General features: G+C 75.7%; 10 protein-coding genes. 2 read left to right on the plus strand and 8 right to left on the minus strand.

The annotated features are described in order from the left end of the window. Positions 1-27: 27 nt before the first annotated feature. Together ACFY15_RS02805 and ACFY15_RS02810 are read right to left on the minus strand one after the other, a co-directional pair. Positions 28-3,603, minus strand: a complete 3,576-nt coding sequence (locus ACFY15_RS02805; RefSeq protein WP_390825038.1) for an ATP-dependent helicase — start codon at positions 3,601-3,603, stop codon at positions 28-30. Positions 3,604-3,810: 207 nt separating this feature from the next. Further along, positions 3,811-4,167: an MGMT family protein gene (locus ACFY15_RS02810; RefSeq protein ID WP_390685239.1), complete on the minus strand. Its 357-nt coding sequence runs from the start codon at positions 4,165-4,167 to the stop codon at positions 3,811-3,813. Positions 4,168-4,298: 131 nt separating this feature from the next. Between ACFY15_RS02810 and ACFY15_RS02815 the strand changes: the two genes are divergently transcribed. After that, the gene (locus ACFY15_RS02815) at positions 4,299-7,115 is read left to right on the plus strand and encodes a YbhN family protein (protein ID WP_390685238.1); all 2,817 of its coding nucleotides are present in this window, start codon (positions 4,299-4,301) and stop codon (positions 7,113-7,115) included. Between the two features lie 204 nt (positions 7,116-7,319). After that, on the plus strand, positions 7,320-8,927 hold the full coding sequence (locus tag ACFY15_RS02820; RefSeq protein WP_390685237.1) for an alpha/beta hydrolase: 1,608 nt from the start codon (positions 7,320-7,322) through the stop codon (positions 8,925-8,927). Here the strand turns inward: ACFY15_RS02820 and moeZ are convergent. The 6 genes from moeZ to ACFY15_RS02850 all read right to left on the minus strand — a co-directional run bounded on the left by moeZ (position 8,924) and on the right by ACFY15_RS02850 (position 16,458). Then, positions 8,924-10,102: an adenylyltransferase/sulfurtransferase MoeZ gene (moeZ, locus tag ACFY15_RS02825; protein ID WP_390685236.1), complete on the minus strand. Its 1,179-nt coding sequence runs from the start codon at positions 10,100-10,102 to the stop codon at positions 8,924-8,926. The genes ACFY15_RS02820 and moeZ overlap by 4 nt on opposite strands. Positions 10,103-10,165: 63 nt before the next feature. Then, the gene (locus tag ACFY15_RS02830) at positions 10,166-10,921 is read right to left on the minus strand and encodes a spherulation-specific family 4 protein (protein ID WP_390685235.1); all 756 of its coding nucleotides are present in this window, start codon (positions 10,919-10,921) and stop codon (positions 10,166-10,168) included. Then, a complete protein-coding gene (locus tag ACFY15_RS02835; protein WP_390685234.1) occupies positions 10,909-11,922 on the minus strand; it encodes an NAD-dependent epimerase/dehydratase in 1,014 nt (337 codons plus the stop codon). Before ACFY15_RS02835 ends, ACFY15_RS02830 begins: the two co-directional genes overlap by 13 nt. Positions 11,923-12,001: 79 nt before the next feature. Beyond that, positions 12,002-13,036, minus strand: coding sequence for a hypothetical protein (locus tag ACFY15_RS02840; protein WP_390685233.1), 1,035 nt, complete (start codon positions 13,034-13,036; stop codon positions 12,002-12,004). After that, on the minus strand, positions 13,033-14,697 hold the full coding sequence (locus tag ACFY15_RS02845; protein ID WP_390685503.1) for a DUF3492 domain-containing protein: 1,665 nt from the start codon (positions 14,695-14,697) through the stop codon (positions 13,033-13,035). The genes ACFY15_RS02840 and ACFY15_RS02845 overlap by 4 nt, the downstream gene beginning before the upstream one ends. A gap of 369 nt (positions 14,698-15,066) precedes the next feature. Further along, entirely contained in the window at positions 15,067-16,458 is a 1,392-nt protein-coding gene (locus ACFY15_RS02850) for a DUF3152 domain-containing protein (protein WP_390685232.1), read from the minus strand. Position 16,459: the final 1 nt, after the last annotated feature.

Raw genomic sequence — 16,459 nt, forward strand, 5'->3', positions numbered from 1 at the left:
CCCGCGCCGACACTCCCGGCCGCCGTCTCACTCCACGGTCTGGCGGCCCTCGGGGAGGGCGCTGCACGAGCTGCGGAAGGAGCAGCGCTTGCAGTGTTCGCCGGTGGCGGGTGCGAAGCGTTCGTCCAGGACCCGGCCCGCGGCGGTGGCCAGCAGGTCGCCGACCCACTCGCCGGAGCTGCCCGCGGACAGCGCCTCCTGCGCCTGGATCTTCGGGACCTCGTCGCCGCCGTCGCGCTGCGCGGCGCCCTGGCGCAGCTGGACGAGCTCGGCGCCGCCGGGTTCGGGGCGCCGGCCGTCGAAGACCTCGTCGACGGCCCCCTCGCGGACGGCGAGCTGGTAGACGGCGAGCTGGGGGTGGCGGGCGACCTCGTCGCGGGTGGGGGCGCCCTTGCCGGTCTTGAAGTCCACGACGTACGCGCGGCCCTGCGGGTCGGCCTCGACGCGGTCCATGGAGCCGCGGATGCGGACGGCGTACTCGCCGGCGTCGAGGGTGACGTCGAAGTCGTGCTCGGTGGCCACGGCGGTGCGGCCGCCGCGATCGGTGGTGTGCCAGCGCAGGAAGCGTTCCAGGGCGGCGCGGGCGTTGTCCTTCTCCTGGCGGGACTTCCAGGGCGCGTCGAAGGCGAGGGCGTCCCAGACGGAGTCCAGGCGCTCCATGAGGACGGCGAGGTCGGCGGGGGTGCGGCCGGAGGCGACCTCGTCGGCGAGGACGTGGACGACGTTGCCGAAGCCCTGGGCCGCGGTGGAGGGGGCGTCGGCCTTGACCTCGCGGCCGAGGAACCACTGGAGGGAGCAGGTGCCGGCCAGCTGCTCCAGGGAGCTGGGCGAGAGGTTCAGCGCCCGGTCGGGATCGCGGAGGGGGGCGGGGGCGCGGGTGGGCTCGTACAGGCCCCACCAGCGCTGCGGGTGCGCGGCGGGGACCAGGGGGCGGTCCTCGTCGTCGGTGAGCGCGGCGAGCCGGGCCAGGCGCCGGGCGGCGGCGTCGCGCAGGGCGGGCGAGGCCTCGGGGTCGACGGTGGTGGCGCGCAGCTCGGCGACGAGCGCGGCGACGGCGAGGGGGCGGCGGGGGCGGCCGGTGACGTCCTTGGGGGTGACGCCGAGCTCGGTGAGGAAGCGGGAGGGCTGGTCGCCGTCCTCGGCGGGCGCCTTGACGGCGGTGACGACGAGGCGGTGGCGGGCGCGGGTGGCGGCGACGTAGAAGAGCCGCCGTTCCTCGGCGAGGAGGGCGCCGGGGGTGAGGGGCTCGGCGAGGCCGTCGCGTCCGATGCGGTCGGCCTCCAGGAGGGAGCCGCGGCGGCGCAGGTCGGGCCAGAGCCCTTCCTGGACCCCGGCGACGACGACGAGGCCCCACTCCAGACCCTTGGAGCGGTGGGCGGTCATCAGGCGCACGGCGTCGGAGCGCACGGCGCGGGTGGTGAGGGTGTCGGCGGCGATGTCCTCGGCCTCGAGCTGCTCCAGGAAGTTGAGCGCGCCACGGCCGCCGGTGCGCTCCTCGGCGCGGGCGGCGTTGTCGAAAAGGGCGCAGACGGCGTCGAGGTCGCGGTCGGCGTTGCGGCCGGCGGGGCCGCCGCGGCGGGCCTGGCGTTCGAGGCGCTGCGGCCAGGGGGTGCCGTCCCAGAGGGTCCAGAGGGCCTCTTCGGCGGTGCCGCCGCCCTGGAGGAGCTCGCGGGTCTTGCGCAGGAGCAGGCCGAGGCGCTGCGCGCCGCGGGCGTACGCGGGGTCGTGCGCGGTGAGGCGCTCGGGCTCGGCGAGGGCGCGGGCGAGCAGGACGTCGGAGGGCGCGGGCACGGCGGCGCCGGCGGCCCGCTCCTCGTCCCGCAGGGCCCGCCCGAGGCGGCGCAGATCGGCGGCGTCCATCCCGCCGAGCGGCGATCCGAGCAGCTCGGCGGCGTCCTCGACCCCGACCCACCCTTCGCCTCCGGCGGTCACGGGCTCCGCGGTGGCGGCGGGGCCGGGGGGAAGGTCCGCCCCGCCCTGCCCGGAACCGTGAGCGGGCCCGTGCACGTCGGCGCCGTCGGCCCGACCGGCCGCCGCCGGGGTGCCGGGGTGCGGGGGAAGCGCCGACCCGCCCGCCCCGAAGTCGCGAGCGGGCTCGCGCTCCTCGGCGCCTGCGGCCGTCGGGGGTCCCGCCGGGACGGGCAGGCCCGCCCCGGCGGGTCCGGACCCGGTCGGTTCCGGTACGGCGGAGGCCGACCCCTCGACACCCGCGGCGCCCGGCGCCGAACCGCCCGGGTCCGCGTCCGGCGCGGCGGCAGCCGCGGCCGCGGCCGTGGCGGTGAGGCGGAGGGCCGTCAGGAGGGGGGACAGGGCCGGTTCGTGTCGGAGGGGGGTGGTCGTGGCGTCCGTCTCCGCCGGGACGCCCGCCGCGATCAGGGCGCGGCGCATCGCCGGCAGGGTGCGGCCGCCCGAGCGGACCAGGACGGCCATGTCGTGCCAGGGCACCCCGTCCTCCAGGTGGGCCCGGCGGAGGATGTCGGCGATGTTGTCCAGCTCGGCCCCGGCCGTCGGGTACGTGTACACCTCCACGCTGCCGCCCTCGCGGGTGGGCGCGAGGTCGCGGTGGGCCCGTACGGCGGCGGCGGGCAGGCGCGGGACCGGCATCCGGGCGGTGAGCAGGCGGGTGGCGGCCAGGAGGTTCGCGCCCGAGCGGCGGCCCACGGTCAGGGCCCGGACCTCCGCACCCGGGAAGGAGGACTCGAAGTCGAGGACGTTGTTGATGTCGGCGCCCCGGAAGGCGTAGATCGACTGGTCCGGGTCGCCGAAGGCGACCAGCGTCCCCGCCGGGCCGTTCAGGGCGCGCAGCAGCCTCAGCTGGGAGGCGTCGGTGTCCTGGTACTCGTCCACGCAGATCACGTCGTACGAGGAGGAGACGGACGGGGTCTCCTCCGCCAGCAGGACGGCACGGTGCACGAGCTCGGCGTAGTCGAGGGAGCCCTGGAGGTCCAGGACGTCGAGGTACTCGGAGAGGAAGGCGGCGGCCGCCTTCCAGTCGGGGCGGCCGATGCGGTCGGCGAAGCCGGCGAGGGCGCGCGGGCCCAGGCCCAGCTCGCGGGCGCGGGCCAGGACGGCGCGTACCTCGTCCGCGAAGCCGCGCGTGGTGAGCGCGGCCCGCAGGTCCTCTGGCCAGCGGATGGAGCGCAGCCGGCGCTGGCCCTCCAGCAGGGTGCGGACCATCACGTCCTGCTCCGGTCCGGACAGCAGCCGCAGCGGGTCGGCGAAGAGCTCGTGGTCCTGGTGGGCGCGGACCAGGCCGTAGCAGAAGGAGTGGAAGGTGGTGGCCTGCGGGGCGCGGGCGCCACCGAGCCGCAGGGCGGCGCGGTCGCGCAGCTCGACGGCCGCCTTGCGGCTGAAGGTGAGGATGAGGATGCGGGCCGGGTCGGTGCCGGCCTCGACGCGGGCGGCGGCCGCCTCCACGAGGGTGGTGGTCTTGCCGGTGCCCGGGCCGGCCAGGACGAGCAGCGGTCCGCCGGTGTGATCAACCACCGCCCGCTGGGCCGCGTCCAGAACAGGGGGGGCCACCTGCCGCGGGCCGGTGCGCACCAGGCGGTACGCGTCGGGCGTACGCGTACGCCGCTCCGAGCGGCCGGGAGAAGAGGTGATCACGTGGGGTGCCGGTCCTGGTGGGTCTGCGGGTGCGGTCAGCCGGGCGGCCGGCGCGGGCGCCGGAGCCGAAGAGGCAACGCTACGGCAACCGGGAGGGGCGCCGCAGTCCCTCCCGGTGGGCCCGGGCGTCGACCCGGCGGCCCCGCGGGCCGTCCCCCGTACGGGCCCCCGGGTGCCCGTCCGGATTCCGGATGGCCGCAGCCGTCAGGTGTGAGTCTCGTCGCCTCCGGCCGAGGCCCCGCTCCCGTCCCAGCGTGCCCGCCGCATCGCCAGACGCGGTTCGCCGGAGGGGGTCTCGCGCAGCGGGGTGCCCTCCGTGCGGTAGTGCTCCAGGGCGCGCCGCTCGTGTCCGGGCAGGGGGACGCCGTCCGCGCGCACCACCCGCCACCAGGGCACGGCTCCTCCGTACAGGGCCATGACGCGCCCGACTTGGCGGGGTCCGCCCTCGCCGAGCCACTCGGCGACGTCGCCGTACGTCATCACCCGGCCGGGCGGAATCCGCTCGGCCACCTCCAGTACCCGCTCCGCATACGCGGGCAGCTCTCCGCTCATTCGGCCCATGGTGCCGGATGCCGGGGGCGCCTCGGCGGAAGCTTCGGTTCCATACCGGCGCGCACCCTGATGCCCCGCGAGGGCGCCGGTCCGTGCCACCATCTTCCGGGCGGTGACTGGTGATACGTGATCAAGAAGAGATGGAAGTGACGGCGAAGGAGCGGGGTGTGAGCCCTCCGGACGGCGGCGCGGGATCGGGCGGGGACGCCCGCCCGCACGACGACGCGCCCGACGGGGCCGGCACACACCCCGGCGAGCCCGCCGCGGACACGCGCGGCGGGCCCTCCGAGGACGCCCCCGGGGCGGCCGCCGGGGACGCCGGCGCGGGCGGGAGCGCCCGGTCGGCCGGGCACGACCCGCACCCCGACGACCCGCCCGGCCACACCCCGACGGCGGCCGACCGCGTCCAGGTGGACGAGCCGCTGCTCGCCGCCCGCGTGCACCGCCCCTCCGACCTGGTGCGCCTCCTCGTCGGCGTCCTCGGGATCGCCGTCGTGCTCGGCATCGCCGCCTTCGCCCACGGCACGACCGTGGGCCTGGAGGCCGACATCAGCAAGGGCACCGGCCAGGCGCCCGACGTGCTGATCAAGGTCGCGGGCCTGGTGTCCAGCATCGCGGTGCTCCTCGTGCCCGTCGCCTTCGCCATCGAGCGGCTGATCAAACGCGACGGGCTGCGCATCGCCGACGGCGTCCTCGCCGCCGTCCTCGCGCACGGAGTCACCCTCGCCACCGACCTGTGGGTCTCCCAGGCCGCCCCGGCGACCATCCAGGACGCCCTGACCCGCTCCGCCGGCGGCGGGGCGCTCACCGACCCGGTGCACGGGTACCTCGCGCCCGTGATCGCGTACATGACCGCCGTCGGGATGACGCGGCGGCCGCGCTGGCGGGTGGCGCTGTGGGTGGTGCTGCTGCTGGACGCCTTCGCGATGCTGGTCAGCGGGTACACCACACCCTTCTCGATCATCCTGACGGTGCTGATCGGCTGGAGCGTCGCGTACGGGACCCTGTACGCGGTCGGCTCGCCGAACGTCCGCCCCACCGGGCAGCACCTCCTCGCCGGACTGCGCCGCGTCGGCTTCCAGCCGGTCAGCGCGATGCGCGCGGAGGCGTCCGACGGGGACGCCGCCGAGACCGGCGACCGGGGCCGGCGCTACCACGTCACGCTGGAGGACGGCCCGCCGCTGGACGTCACCGTCGTGGACCGCGAGCAGCAGGCGCAGGGGTTCTTCTACCGGGTCTGGCGGCGGATGACCCTGCGCGGGATCACCACCCGGCGCAGCATCCAGTCGCTGCGGCAGGCCCTGGAGCAGGAGGCCCTCCTCGCGTACGCGGCGATCGCGGCCGGGGCGAACGCGCAGAGGCTGATCGCCACCTCCGAGCTGGGCCCGGACGCCGTGATGCTCGTCTACGAGCACCTGGGCGGCCGCACCCTCGACGCCCTCCCCGACGAGGAGATCACCGACGAGCTGAGCCGCAACGCGTGGGAACAGGTGAGGGCCCTCCAGTCGCGCCGGATCGCCCACCGCCGCCTCACGGGGGACGCGTTGGTGGTGGATCGTTCCGGCAAGGTCGTCCTCACCGACCTGCGGGGCGGCGAGATCGCCGCCGGCGACCTCGTCCTGCGGATGGACGTCGCCCAGCTGCTGACCACGCTCGGCCTGCGGGTCGGCGCGGAGCGGTCGGTGGCCTCGGCGGTGTCGGTGCTGGGCCCGGACACGGTCGCGGACTGCCTGCCGCTGCTCCAGCCGATCGCGCTGAGCCGCTCCACGCGGGCGACGCTGCGCAGGCTGGCCCGGGAGCGGGCCGACCGGCAGCGGGAGGCCGTGCTGGAGTCCTCCCGGGCGGCGAAGGCGGCCCGCGAGGCGGCGTCGGGAACCTCCGGGACCTCGGCGGCCGCGGAGCGCAAGGCGGAGAAGAGGGCGCTGGACGACGCGCTGGAAGGGGCGCGGGAGGAGGACCTGCTGAGCCAGATCCGCCGGCAGGTGCTGCTGATCCGCCCGCAGGCCCCGGTGGAGCCGGCCCGGCTGGAGCGGATCCGGCCGCGGACGCTGGTGTCGTTCATCGCGGGCGCCTTCGGCGCGTACTTCCTGCTGACCCAGCTGGCCCACGTCGACTTCGCGACGATCGTCGGCGAGGCGCAGTGGGGCTGGGTGGGGGCCGCGCTGGCCTTCTCGGCGCTCACCTACGTGGCGGCGGCGATGAGCCTGCTGGGGTTCGTACCCGAGCGGGTGTCGTTCCTGCGGTCGGTGGTCACGCAGGTGGCGGGCTCCTTCGTGAAGCTGGTGGCCCCCGCGGCGGTCGGCGGGTACGCGCTGAACACGCGGTTCCTCCAGCGGGCGGGGGTGCGGCCGGGGCTGGCGGTGGCGAGTGTCGGCGCCTCGCAGCTGTTCTCGCTGGCCTGCCACATCCTGCTGCTGCTGTCCTTCGGATACCTGACGGGGACGGAGAAGACCCCCGAGATGACCCCGTCGAGGACGGTCATCGCGGGTCTGCTGACGGTGGCGGTGCTGGTGCTGGTCGTCACGGCGGTGCCGTTCCTGCGGAAGTTCGTGGTGACGCGGGTGCGGGCGCTGTTCGCGGGTGTGGTGCCGCGCATGCTGGACGTGCTCCAGCGGCCGCAGAAGCTGATGACGGGCATCGGCGGCACGCTGCTGCTGACCGGCTGCTTCGTGATGTGCCTGGACGCGTCCATCCGCGCCTTCGGGGGCGGGGACACGCTGAGCTACGCGAGCATCGCGGTGGTCTTCCTCGCGGGCAACGCGCTCGGCTCGGCGGCGCCCACGCCCGGCGGCATCGGCGCGGTGGAGACCACGCTGACGCTGGGGCTGATCGCGGCCGGGCTGGAGAAGGAGGTGGCGATCTCCGCGGTGCTGCTGTTCCGGCTGATGACGTTCTGGCTGCCGGTGCTGCCGGGATGGGTGTCGTTCAACTATCTGACGCGGAAGGAAGCCATCTAGCTCCGCGGGATCCCGGGGGCTTCGGGGCCGCCTCGCCGGCTCCGCCTCGGAAGGCCGGCAGCATCGTCATCGGCGTGGCTGCGTGCGCCGCCACCGGCCGCACGGCCGGCGGCCGTGTCCCGGGCGGGCTCCGGGCCGACCGGGCGGGTCACCCGGCTGGACCGTCAGCGGGCGGAGCGCGGGGCGGGCGCCCACGATGGGGGTATGCCGACGATCGCCCTCCGGACCGCCGCAGCCGCTGCCGTCGCCGCCGCGCTGCTCACCACCTGCGCCTGTTCGGGTGGGCAAGCCGGGCTGCGCAAGGCCCCGTCGGGGGGCGCCATGGACACGCCGCCCCTCAAGTGGGGGGAGTGCGAGGCACCGGACGCCGCCCAGGGCGGCGGGCAGGCCCCGCCCGCGGACTGGCAGTGCGCCACCCTCCGGGTACCGCTCGACTACGCCAAGCCCGAGGGGGAGACCATCCCCATCGCCCTGATCCGGGCGAAGGCCAGGAAGCCCAAGGAGCGGCTCGGATCGCTCGTCTTCAACTTCGGCGGCCCCGGCGGCTCCGGGATCACCACCCTGCCCGGCGCCGCCAAGGACTACGCGGCCCTGCGCGACCGGTACGACCTGGTGAGCTTCGACCCGCGCGGGGTCGGCCGCAGCGCTCCGGTCCTCTGCGAGAACGACAAGCAGCTGGACGCGTACTACGGACAGGACTCCTCCCCCGCCACCCCGGCGCAGGAGAAGGCCTTCACCGACGGGCTCCGCAGGTACCAGGAGGCCTGCAAGACCCGCTCCGGCAAGGTGCTCCCGTACGTGGGCACCGAGAACGCCGCCCGCGACCTCGACCGCATCCGCCAGGCCCTCGGCGACGAGAAGCTGAACTACTTCGGCATCTCCTACGGCACCGAGCTGGGCGGGGTCTACGCCCACCTCTTCCCCAAGAACGTCGGCCGGGCCGTCTTCGACGCGGTCGTGGACCCGACCAAGGACTCCGCGCAGGGCGCCCTCGGCCAGGCGAGGGGCTTCCAACTGGCCCTCGACAACTGGGCCCAGGACTGCGTGGACCGGGGCGAGCAGTGCCGGCTCCCGGGCACGACCGCCAAGGAGGTCGAGGCGAACATCGTCAAGCTGCAGAAGGCGCTGGCGGCCAAGCCCATCCCCGGCATCGGCGACCGGATGCTCACCGAGACGATGGCCACCAACGGCATCGCGCAGGCCCTGTACTCGAAGGAGCTGTGGCCACTGCTGGAACAGGGCCTGGACGAGGCCGAAGGCGGGCAGGGGCAGCTGCTGATGGCCCTGTCCGACGCCCTCAACGGGCGGGACCAGCAGGGCCGTTACAGCAACATCGGCGCCGCCAACACCGCCGTCAGCTGCGCGGACTCCAAGGACCGGTACAGCCTGGCGGAGACCAAGGCGAAGCTGCCGCAGTTCCGCAAGACCTCCGCGGTCTTCGGGGACTTCCTGGGCTGGGCGCTGCTGAGCTGCACCGGCTGGCCGGTGCCCGGGGCCTGGCAGACCCCGGACGTCTCCGCCCCGGGCTCCGCCCCGATCCTGGTCGTCGGCAACACCGGTGACCCCGCCACCCCGTACGAGGGCGCGCGCAACATGGTGGAGCGGCTGGGCAAGGGCGTGGGCGTGGAGCTGACGTACAAGGGCCAGGGGCACGGCGCGTACAACAGCGGCGACCCGTGCGTGCAGCGGGCGGTGAACTCCTACCTGCTGGACGGGAAGGTGCCGGGAGCGAACGCCGTGTGCACCCCCGGGACGGCGAACGACGAAGGGGTCGTACCGTCGAGCGGTACGACCCCTCCGGGGCAGGCCTAGTAGACCGGCTTCTCGGGCTCGATCTGGTGGACCCAGCCGATCACGCCGCCGCCGACGTGGACGGCGTCCGCGAAGCCCGCGCTCTTGAGGACCGCGAGGACTTCCGCACTGCGGACACCCGTCTTGCAGTGCAAGACGATCCGCCTGTCCTGCGGGAGGTCCTGGAGGGCGGTGCCCATCAGGAACTCGCCCTTGGGGACCAGCTTCGCGCCGGGGATCGAGACGATCTCGTACTCGTTCTTCTCGCGGACGTCGATGATCTCGATCTGCTCGCCCTCGTCGATCCACTCCTTGAGCTGCTTGGGAGTGATCGTCGAGCCGGCGGCGGCCTCCTGGGCCTCCTCCGAGACGACACCGCAGAAGGCCTCGTAGTCGATGAGCTCGGTGACGGTCGCGTTCGGACCGCAGACAGCGCAGTCGGGGTCCTTGCGGACCTTGACCTGGCGGTACTGCATCTCCAGGGCGTCGTAGATCATCAGGCGGCCGACGAGCGGCTCGCCGACGCCGGTGAGGACCTTGACGGCCTCGGTGACCTGGATGGAGCCGATGGACGCGCAGAGCACGCCGAGGACGCCGCCCTCGGCGCAGCTCGGGACCATGCCCGGCGGCGGGGGCTCCGGGTAGAGGCAGCGGTAGCAGGGCCCGTGCTCGGACCAGAACACGGAGGCCTGGCCGTCGAAGCGGTAGATCGAGCCCCACACGTACGGCTTGTTGAGCAGCACGCAGGCGTCGTTGACCAGGTAGCGCGTGGCGAAGTTGTCCGTGCCGTCGACGATGAGGTCGTACTGGCTGAAGATCTCCATCACGTTCTCGGCCTCGAGCCGCTCTTCGTGAAGGACCACGTTCACGTACGGGTTGATGCCCAGCACGCTGTCGCGGGCGGACTCGGCCTTGGAGCGGCCGATGTCCGACTGGCTGTGGATGATCTGGCGCTGCAGGTTCGACTCGTCGACCTCGTCGAACTCCACGATGCCCAGCGTGCCGACACCGGCCGCGGCCAGGTACATGAGGGCGGGCGAGCCGAGGCCGCCCGCGCCCACGGCCAGCACCTTGGCGTTCTTCAGACGCTTCTGGCCGTCCATCCCGACATCCGGGATGATCAGGTGGCGGGAGTACCGACGGACCTCGTCAACGGTGAGCTCAGCAGCCGGCTCGACCAGGGGTGGCAGCGACACGGGGACTCCGTAGATGGGTAAGTCTGAACGGTGGTTCTCCCCGTAACACTGCCACGCCCTTCTTCATTCCGAGACACCCGGTCCGATCCGTGAGACGAATTCGTCCCAGTACGCGGGCATCGACTCCCACGGGTCCCGGTCGGGGGTCGCGCGCCGGTCGGTGAACCAGATGGTTCCGGCGCCCTGCCAGCGGGCGATGCGGAGCGCCTCCTCCAGATGGGTGCGGGGCACCCCGTGGACGAGGTGGCAGAACCGCTCCGGCGCGTGGTCGGCCGTCCACTCCGCCACCTGCGACCAGCGGTAGTCGGTCCAGGACCCGGAGAAGGTCACCAGCTGGTCGGCGGCCTTCAGGTAGCCCTCGCACGGGTGCGTGCCGTGCCCGAGCACGATCCGCAGGTCCTCCCCGAGCCCCCGCAGGGCGTCGGTGAGCCGCTGGGTGGCGGCGAGCTCCGGCCGGTCCGAGGGGGCCTCGGCCAGGTAGAAGCCGCCGACGCCGTACCAGTCCCGGAAGCGGTGGGCGTCGGAGACCAGCTCCCCGAAGTTCCGGGTGCCGCCGCGCAGGGCGAGGTGGCCGAGAACGGTGCCGCCCGCGCCCCGGAGCCTCGCGGCCGCCTCGGTGCAGTGCGGATCGGGGCGGCCGCCGGGGCCGTCGGCGACGTTGAGCACGGCCCAGTGCAGCGGGGTGCCGGGGCGGGTCAGTTCGGCCCATTCCACGGGGGCGAGCAGCGGGTGCGCGTAGCCGGGGATGCCCAGGCCGAGCCGGCCGGACTCGGTGGCGGCGGCCGCGGTGACCCCGGGCGGGGTGGTCAGATGCGGCACGCCGCCTCCATCCAGATGTCCGCGAGGGATTCCTCGAGGTTGATCCGGGGCCGCCAGCCGAGCCGGTCCCGGGCGGTGCGGACGTCCGCCTGCTGCCAGGCGCCGCAGCCGTCGGGGTACGGGTACGGCTGGGGGGCCGCGGTCGCGAGCTGTTCGGCGGTGGCCTCGGAGCGGGGCGAGCCGATGCCGGGCAGGCCCTGCGGGCGGCCGGGGTGGCCGTGCGGGGCGTTGTGCGGTCCGCCGTGCGGGACGTCCAGCTCGTTGAGGGCGCCGCCGTAGCCGGCGACCCGGGCGAGGACGGCCGCGGCGTCGCGCAGCCGGACCGCGCGCCCGGTGCCGATGTTGACCACGCCCTGGGCGGCGGACAGGGAGGCGGCGTGCACGGCCCGGGCCACGTCCCGTACGTCGACGAAGTCGCGCTGCACGCCGAGCCCGCTGAGCTTGAGCTCCCCGTCCCCGGACTGCATGGCGCGCCGCATGGCCTCGGCGAGCCGGCCGAGCGGGGAGCCGGCCGGGGTGCCGGGACCGACGGGCGAGAAGACCCGCAGGACGACGGCGTCCAGCCCGGAGCCGAGCACCAGCTCGGTGGCGGCGAGCTTGCTGACCCCGTACGGTCCGCCGGGTCTCGGGACGGCGTCCTCGGCCGTGGACGAGCCGGGCTGGCTGGGCCCGTACTCGGCGGCGCAGCCGAGCTGGACGAGGCGGGCCCCGCAGCCGCTGCGGCGCAGGGACTCGCAGATGGTGGCGACGGCGACGGTGTTGTGCCGGGTGAGTTCGCGGGCTCCGCCCCGGGTGGCGCCCGCGCAGTTGATGACCACGCCGGGGTGCACGGCGTCCAGGAAGCGGGTGAGGGCGCCGGGACTGCCGGTGGCGAGGTCGAAGCGGACGTCGGCGTCGTCGCCACGGCCGAGCGCGGTGAGCTGGACGGCGGGGTCGGCGAGCAGCCGGTCCGCGACGTAGCGGCCGAGGTAACCGTTGGCTCCGATCAGCAGCACCCTCATCGCGCGGCCCCTCGGTTGGTTGGCTGGCCGGTCATCCTGTTTCTCCTTGGGTGGGTGGGGTCGGTAGGGGGTACGGCGCTCAGGGACGCGCGTGTGCGGAGGCACGGGAGAGCGCGGTGAGGGCGTGTACGAAAAGCCCCGCGACGGCCGCGTGCACCGCGACCGGGCCGGGGACCAGGGCGAGCGCCAGGGCCGCGGCCACCGGTGCGCGGTGGACGCCGTGGCCGAGGAGGAGCCGGACCAGGAACAGCAGCACCGCGAGCGGTACGGCCGTCGCCGGGGCGGCTCCGGCGAGCGCGGCGGCCCCCGTGGCGGCCGCGGCGAACAGCAGGAGCGCTCCGGCCGCCAGGGGCCGGGCCCCGGCGGCGAACTCGTCCAGGGCCCGGCTCCCGGCGAGCCGGCGCCGGACCCGGACGGAGTAGAGGGCGGCGGTGAGGTGGCCGGGGGCCACGGCCAGCGCGAGGGCCGGGCCGAGGGCGGGGCCGTAGCGGTGGACGGCCGCGCCGGCGGCGGCCGCCGCGAGCAGGTGGGCGGTCCAGGGGAAGCGGCCCCCGGCGGCCCGGCCGGGCCACACCAGCGCGGCGGCGGCGAGCAGCCCCGCGAGGAGCCCCGCCCACGGCAGCCCGGCGGCGGCCGCCGCGCACCCGAGGGCGCCGGGCAGCAGGGCGCACCCGAAGCGGCGCATCCCCGCCCGGTCCCCGGCCGGGACGGGGGCGGGCCCGTCGGAGGGCTCCTCCCCGCGCGGGGTCCGCGCGTACAGCTCCTCGGCGAGCGAGAAGACGTCCCGGTGCCGGAACCGCGCGGCGGTCCGGTCGGTGATCCCGTGCGCCTCCAGCCCGGCGGCGATCTCCAATGGGTCGACGGCCCGCGCGCAGAGCTCCCTGTGCCGGTGCAGCAGCGCTTTGACGGGATCCGCGCCCCGGAGCCCGGGCCGCGGCGCAGCCCCCTCCTGGCCGCGGTCCCCGCCGGCTCCGGCGCCGCGCGGTCCGGCCCCGCCCCGTCGGGCCCCGGCGGCGTCCGTGGCGCCGGGCGCAGCCCCGGCGGTGGCCGGGGGGCCGCCCGGCGGCAGGGGCCCCGGCAGCGGCGCCGTGCCCGCGATGTCCGACGCCGTCATACCGCCGCCTCCTCGATCCCGGCCGGCTCGACCGGCTCGACCGGCTCGACCGGCTCGGCGGCGATCCAGGTCGGGGTCGTCCAGTGGCCCGGGAGCCGCGCCTCCGCCGGCAGACCGAACGGGACCCCGCCCTCCCCCCGCGAGGAGCCCTTGGCCAGGAGCCTCAGGTAGCTCTCACGGAAGGCCTCCACGTTCTGTTCTACGGTGAACAGCTCCAGCGCCCGTGCCCGCGCCGCCGCACCGAGCCGCTGGGCCCGTTCGGGGTCGCCGAGCAGGGCGAGGCAGGCGTCGGCCAGGGCGCGGGGGTTGCGCGGGGGGACGACGAGCCCGGTGCCGCCGATGACCTCGCAGACGGCGCCGACGTCCGTGGACACGGTGGCCCGGCCGCACAGCATCGCCTCGGCCAGGGTGAGGGGGAAGCCCTCGATCACCGAGGACAGCAGCACGATCCGCCCGGCCGCGTAGGCGTCCGCGGCCGAGGGCGCCTCGGGTCCGCCGATCTCCTCGAAGGCGACGGGGTTCTCCCCGGCCGTCCGCGCGTCGGCGGCCTCGTCGGGGAAGAGCTGTGCGGCCAGCGAGCGGCAGTCGGCCAGGTATCCCGGGGCGGCGGCCGTGGCGAAGATCCGCAGCCGGGTCCGCGGCGCGGCCCGGCGGATCTCCGCGAAGGCGTGCAGCAGGCCGATCAGGTCCTTGGCCGGCTCCACCCGCCCGACCCACACGAGGGTGTCGGGGTCCCCGCAGCCGGGGTCCTCGCCGACGGCGGCGAATCGGTCCGCCTCCATCCCCGGGTACACGGTCCGCACCCGCTCGCGGGGCGCGCCGCAGCGCTCCTGCCAGCGGCGGGCGTGGGCGTTGCCGGGGGTCAGCAGGTCGGCGCGGGTGTAGATCTCCCAGGCCAGCCGGACGTGGAAGGCGGCGAGCAGGGCGCGGACGGCCGGCCTGGCGGCCCCCGCGGGCCCGGAGGGCCCGCCGGGACCCTGGTCCAGGTAGTGGGCGCGCAGCTGGACCCCGTACTCGGTGACCAGCAGCGGGACCCCGCAGAAGCGTTTGGCCAACAGTCCGGGGAGGGCGGCCGGCCCGCCGGCGGCGGCATGGCAGACGTCGACGGCTCCGAGCCCGCGGTCCCCGTACCAGTCGAGGGACAGCGGCCGCAGCAGGCGCTCCAGTTCGTCGGCGAACTCCAGCAGGTCGGGGACGCGTGCCGCCCGTACGGCCCGGCCCGCTCCGGGGGCCCGGCATCCGGCCTCCAGGGCCCGTACGGCGGTCTCCGAGCGCAGGGCCGCGTACATCCCGCCGTGCGCGCGGGCGAGGTCGGCGAGCCCGTGGAGCCCGGCCGCGAAGGCCTCGGCGGACTCCGGGCCTGCGGTGGCGCCGCCGCAGATGCCGCGCACCAGCTCCCGGAAGCAGTCGGCGAAGTGCCGCCGCTCGCGGCGCGCGTGGGTGCGGCCGTCGTCGGCGGGGGCCCACAGCGGGGCGGTGCGCACACGGGTGACGTGTTGCGGGAGCGGTACCCGCCCGCGCGCCTCCTGTTCGGCGCTGCGGCTCAGCGCGTAGAGCTCGAACTCGTGCTGCGGAAGTCCGCGCACGAGCCGGTCGCACCAGAGCCCCGCCTCCGCGGCCGCATACGGATAACCACCTTCGGTGAGCAGTCCGATCCGCACGAGTGGCACCCCCGTTCTCCCGATTCCTGGCGGTCGCCGCAGGCCCGGTGACCCGCTGCGGGAGAACTCAAGCGGATGCGCCGGTGGCGCGGCGGACGGTTGTCCGCCGCGCCACCGGAAGGGGTGAAGAGTCGTAACTTTCCCGTACGGTTCGCGTTCGAGCGCGCTAGGAAGGACGTGTTCGGGGCGCTACGCGTACACCTCCTGCCGGGCCGGGCGGCGCCGGGCGGCGAGCGCCGGGTCCGGTGCGGGCACGGCGTCGAGGAGCTGCCGGGTGCAGGGGTGGGCGGGCCGCCCGTAGACCTCGTCTGGGCCCTGCGGAGGTGACTTCGAGGGCAGGAGAAGAGGCCGCCCCTCCGCCTCGTCCGGTCAGTTCCCGGGAAATACCCATGGGTTGGGCAGACAGTGAATGTTGTCGATGTCGAGGGATTTCGTCTGCTGCTGCATGATCGGTGCGAGTGAGCCCGGTTTCCCGCAGCTCTCGTGCCCGTGTCCGAGCCGGTGGCCGACCTCGTGGTTGATGAGCATCTGCCGGTAGGCGAGCATCTGGTCGGCGCCGTAGGTCGGCGATCCCTGCCCCCAGCGGAAGGCGTTGACCATCACGCGTTCGGTGCTGGCGGAGTCGCAGGAGACGTTGTCGATGGTGGTGTCCAGGTCGGACTTGGCGCACCACGCGCCGGTGGTGCCGGGGCTGGCCAGGGTGATGACGAAGTCGGCCTTGCCGTCCGGCACCCGCTCGAAGGTCATCGCACCGTCGTGGCCCCAGCTGCGCGGGTCGTTGAGGGTGCGCTGGACGGCCTCCGCGAAGAGCTGCGGGTCCATGCCGAGGCCCTGCTCGACGTCCACGCGGTAGCGCACGACCTTGCCCTTGCCGGGGGCCTTGGCGATACCGGGGACGGTGTCGAAGACGCCCGTGCCGGTGAGTCTGGCGTCGATGGGCAGCTGCTGTGCCATCTGCTGCTCGTACGTCAGCGGCTGCGCGGACGGCGGGGAGGCGGGGGTGGGGCGGCCGTCGGAGCGGGAGGCGGCCTTGTCGCCGAGGGGCCGCTGGGGTGCGTCGTCCCCGGCGGCGCGAGCGCCGGAGGCGGCCGGGTCGCCCTCGGTGGTGACCTGGCCCGCGACGACGACGGCGAGCACGGCGGTGACGGCCAGCGCGGCGATCCCGGTGTAGGTGCGGATCCGGGTGGCGCGGCCGTTCGCGGGCCGGTCGGCGTCGGGGGCCTCGGGCGTGCGGGGGCCGGGCACGCGGCGGTGGGAGCCGGTGGAGGTGAGGGGGTCGGGCGCGGCCCCGGGCGCGGGGGCCTGGGGCTGTTCGGCGATCCGGGGGAAGCCTGCCGCGGGGGTTCCGAAGGCCGGGGTGTCGGTGTCCCGGGCCGGGGGTGCGGCGGGCGCGGCGGCGCGGGGGGTGCCGCGCCGGGCCCCGTACGGGGAGGCGGGGGCCGCTGCCGCGCCCCAGGCACCGCCCTCCTCGCGCTGTTCGGGGTGGCCGCCGGGGCGGGCCGCGGGCGGGGCGTAGCCCTGGTGCACGACGGCGGGCTCGGCGGACCGGCGGCGTCCGCCCGGCTCCCCCTGCCCGGCGGGCGCCTGCGGCGCGGGCTCGTGCGGCCCTGCCTGCGGCTGCGGACGGGCCTGCGGCGGGTAGGGGTCGGCCGCGTGGGGATCGGTTGCGTACGGTCCGTCCGGCCCGGGCCCGCGCGGCGACGGTGCGGGCGCCGGCTGCGGACGTGCGGGGGCGGGGGCCTTGCGACTATGTCGTCCCACG

The organism is Streptomyces sp. NPDC001373 (genome assembly GCF_042895815.1).
Classification (GTDB): domain Bacteria; phylum Actinomycetota; class Actinomycetes; order Streptomycetales; family Streptomycetaceae; genus Streptomyces.